The organism is Henriciella sp., from assembly GCF_049649345.1.
In the GTDB taxonomy this organism is placed as follows: Bacteria; Pseudomonadota; Alphaproteobacteria; order Caulobacterales; family Hyphomonadaceae; genus Henriciella.
On the sequence record NZ_JBARZC010000630.1, the window covers coordinates 1 to 3,655 of the forward strand.

Below are 3,655 nucleotides of genomic sequence, written 5' to 3' on the forward strand. Positions count from 1 at the left end.
AACAGCACCTGCGAGAGTTCCAGGACAACGAAAAGTCGCTGCCGACGATCCTGACGACCTCCTACAAGCTGTCTACCGGCGTCGACGCGCGGAATATCCGCAACATCGTGCTTCTTCGCCCCATCAAGTCGATGATCGAGTTCAAGCAGATTATCGGGCAGGGGACGCGCACCTTCGACGGGAAGGATTTCTTCACCGTCTACGACTTCGTGAAGGCCTACGAGCACTTCAACGATCCGGAATGGGATGGCGAACCTCTTCCGCAGGACACGCCATCGCCTGGCCCGAGTCCAGCACCGGGGCCGTCGGAGCCGGGCCCCGATGATCAGCAGCGTGGCGAGAAGATCGTGGTGAAGCTCGGCGACGGCAAGGAGCGCAAGATCCGCTACATCGCCGCGACGACCTACTGGTCCCACGATGGCCGCCCCATCACCGCGCAGGAGTTCATGGAGCAGCTCTTCGGCGATCTCGACATGTTCGTCGCCTCTGAGGAAGAGCTGCGCGCCGTCTGGAGCAGCCCGGAGCGGCGCGAAGACTTCATCCAGCGGCTTACAGAGCTCGGCTACGACGCCGATCGCATGGAAGACATGCGCCGCCTCATCGACGCGCCCGACAGCGACGTCTTCGATGTCCTGGCCTATGTTCGGTTCACCCTCGCGCCCCTCGCCCGCGCCGAGCGTGCTGATGCCGCGCGGTCAGCAGGACTCGGCGGCTACGAATTTGAGATGCGCCAGTTCTTGGACTACGTTCTTCAGGCCTACGCGGCGCATGGATTCGAGGAGCTGTCTCTCGGCAAGATCCGGGACTTCCTGCGCATCCGGCACGGCGGGACGAACGACGCCAAGGCCGTTCTCGGGTCGGTCGCCGAGATCAGGAAGGCCTTCGTTGACATTCAGGGCCATCTGTTCTGCTGACATGGCGTGAGTGGCCGATTTCTCGACAAACCGGCCCAACGGACAGCATTTGGCTGTCATAATGGACATTTGAGCTGGAAAATGGCCAATAATTGGTGGTCGTTACAACAGCGCCTGAACCGACAAGCAAGATATGTCCATCAAGGTCCGCTAAGTAATTGATATCATGTAGATCGAATCCGTGAAAATCTGCTGACTTGTCCATTTCACAACCACATCGTGACCATCAAAAAATTATTATAAAAAATCAAGCGTTCGATCGTCCATAGACCGCTACGAAAAAAATAGTGCCTAGGTTTGATCGACACAAACAAGAAAAGGCCGCCCAAGGGCGGCCTTTCGGAAGTGTTCGATATGTTCGGATTTCGGTTCGGCAATGATCTTCTATGACGTCTCGAAACTCGGAATGTCAGCGGTGCGATAGAGATCGATCCCGATCTCTATTTTGCCCAGAACAGGCCTCACCCCCCTTCTTTTCAGCCGCGCCTGGACATCTTTCACTTCAATTTCATTCGAATTGGCGATCCGAGGCTCTGTGGTGTATTTGGACGCAAAGAACGCCACGCACTTCTCATCGAAGCGGAAAAAGCGGTGCTGTCCGTCCATCCCTTCAACAATGATGGGAGCCAGCCGAGGCTCTGCCTGCCTGTGTGCGAGATCCCAACCTGAAGGTTTCGGGAGCTTGAGCTTCCCGAAAGCATCCGAGGCTGACATCCCCGGCAGGTGCATGGCCTTCTGTGCCCGAAGTTCGATTGGATCGACGTAGATCGCGTCGTAGCCTTCAATCCCGTCAAGGCGTATCGCTTTCTGGGCGAAACCGCCGAGCACGAGATGAAGGATCTCGATGCACGTCATTTTCGCTTTTTCGGCCGCTTTTGCGATGGAGACCATCCCCACTGGCGCTTCTCCAACGACCCGTGCGCGGGCATGCAGGCGCTCAAGGAATCGCGCTATATCCCGATCGTAGATTGCCTTCCGAGTTCTCCCAACAGCATCTCTCGGGCCATCGACGATCGGATCGAGCAAGCCTTCATCGCCAAGCTGGACGGCTTGAGGACGAGTGCAATTTAGCACCTTTGGCAATGACTTTGGTTTGATCGATCGGTGAACTGCAAGCGAAACATCACGGCCGGCCGCGGCATCGAAGCCATGATGGCCGCTGACCTTATCCTCGACTGGAACCAATCCTCTGGCCGCAAGCACGTTTCTCAACGTCTGAGGGTGGATACCGGTTTCTGACGCCAGCGATGCGACGCTGTGAAGCCGTCGCTCTGGCAGCACCTCGCCGAGTATTTTCGCGCCGGCAGGAAGGTCAATGGTTTCGAAGATGTGCTCGCGAAGGATGCGCTTGATGTCGCCTGGATCTTTCGCGTTCTTGGGCGATGCGAGCTACCCGTAGAGAGGGCCCAGAACATTGCCACGCTCCGGCTTACCGCCTTTCCTCACAAAATCCGCCTGCACTGCTTGGAGGGCATCGCGGATGGCGCCTTCACCCCTTGATGTCACGGCGTAACCGGACCGGCCTGCCACATCCCACTGCCGTTCGCTGAACGACCCTGTTTCCGCGCCGGGTCCGAATTTGAGAAGGACGCCGAGCATCTCGGTCGCGCGAACCGCCTGCTCCAGGGTCTGACTGTCAAGCCAGATTGGGCCAGTCGCTCCATCAAGGCGCTCGATGACATAGTTCTGCAAGGGCGACGGTGATTGGGGCGTGGCCGCTTCCACAAGTTCATCCAGCGCCGCGGCACGCTCCGGCACCCGCAGGGCCATCTGGTGAAACGCGTCATCCCACTTCACCTTCTTCCTGCGAAGAAGTTCCAGGCCGTGCACGGGGCATGTGCGCACAGCGCGGAGCGTCCAGATCAATCGGCCTCGGCGGGCAAGCGCGGGGTCGGCGTCGCGCTCATCGTCCTCCCGCAGGCAGGCAGAGCAAAAAACCGTAAAAGCGTTGGCAAAGAATTCCGAGCTGAGCAGATTGCCCCGGAGATCGGACCGACGTTTGGCACACACAAGGAGATGGCTCATGCCTCGTGACTTCCTTACCGCACCGTCCCACATCACCTTCATCTTGGCCAATACGGCCCCGCTGTGCTCCGCAGCGGCGCTGCTTGGCGGGCACGCTGCCGAAGCGCGCTTCCAACGCCTCGTCGATGACCTCTGCGTCACATCATCCCTGACTCCGCGTATCCGCCGTGAGCTGAACGCCCTGGAGGATTTACTCGCTCTCGAGCATATCGACGACTTCGATCGGATCGAAGCAGAGCGCTTCGCTTCCATCGATCCCGGAGACCCGGTTGTTGACGAGATTTGCCTCTTGCTCGACGGCCTCCGCGAGGCGCGGGCATGCGCTGATGCTTAGCCAAAACTGGCGCAATTCTTGCGCCAGCTTGACGCGCCGGAACTGGCGCACCGCTATGAGGAGAACCATCATGTTGTTGAAGCCCCACTCATTCGAAGTCGCTATCGAGCAATCCGCTGCCAAGGCGATCGAGGCTCAGCGCCATTTACGCGCTGGGCTGTGCGAGGTCCGCTTGGAATTGCCTCCATCGCTGCGGTATGCTGTTGACGACATCTGCAAGATCCCAGTGCATGTGTTGTTCGAACCGGAGAAACTTGGACACCTCCGGAAACCCCTACCGCGACGCGGGCTGTAGTGATTCACTGGCTGTGAGATGTGGAGGTAGCGATGGCGAAGCAGTCGGGGTTCTGGAGCATTGAGGAGCGGCTGGAGGAGATTTCTG

General features: G+C 58.7%; 4 protein-coding genes. 2 read left to right on the plus strand and 2 right to left on the minus strand.

Annotated features, from left to right (window positions below):
* On the plus strand, positions 1-914 hold a 914-nt coding region (locus WA989_RS17425; protein ID WP_424341746.1), incomplete at its 5' end, for a type I restriction-modification enzyme R subunit C-terminal domain-containing protein.
* 384 nt (positions 915-1,298) lie between these two features.
* Here WA989_RS17425 and WA989_RS17430 read toward each other — a convergent pair.
* Positions 1,299-2,099: a hypothetical protein gene (locus WA989_RS17430; RefSeq protein WP_424341747.1), complete on the minus strand. Its 801-nt coding sequence runs from the start codon at positions 2,097-2,099 to the stop codon at positions 1,299-1,301.
* Positions 2,100-2,303: 204 nt separating this feature from the next.
* Positions 2,304-2,939, minus strand: a complete 636-nt coding sequence (locus WA989_RS17435) for a TniQ family protein (RefSeq protein ID WP_424341748.1) — start codon at positions 2,937-2,939, stop codon at positions 2,304-2,306.
* On the opposite strand from WA989_RS17435, the gene WA989_RS17440 reads away from it, so the two are divergent.
* Positions 2,938-3,273 (plus strand): hypothetical protein, encoded by a 336-nt coding sequence (locus WA989_RS17440; RefSeq protein WP_424341749.1) that lies wholly within the window; start codon positions 2,938-2,940, stop codon positions 3,271-3,273. The two genes, WA989_RS17435 and WA989_RS17440, sit on opposite strands and share 2 nt — an antisense overlap.
* The last annotated feature ends 382 nt before the right edge of the window (positions 3,274-3,655 follow it).

Excerpts from the sequence above, each read along its gene's own strand:
- WA989_RS17440 (WP_424341749.1), top strand. The coding sequence starts at position 2,938 with ATGCCTCGTGACTTCCTTACCGCACCGTCCCACATCACCTTCATCTTG.
- WA989_RS17435 (WP_424341748.1), bottom strand. The coding sequence starts at position 2,939 with ATGAGCCATCTCCTTGTGTGTGCCAAACGTCGGTCCGATCTCCGGGGC.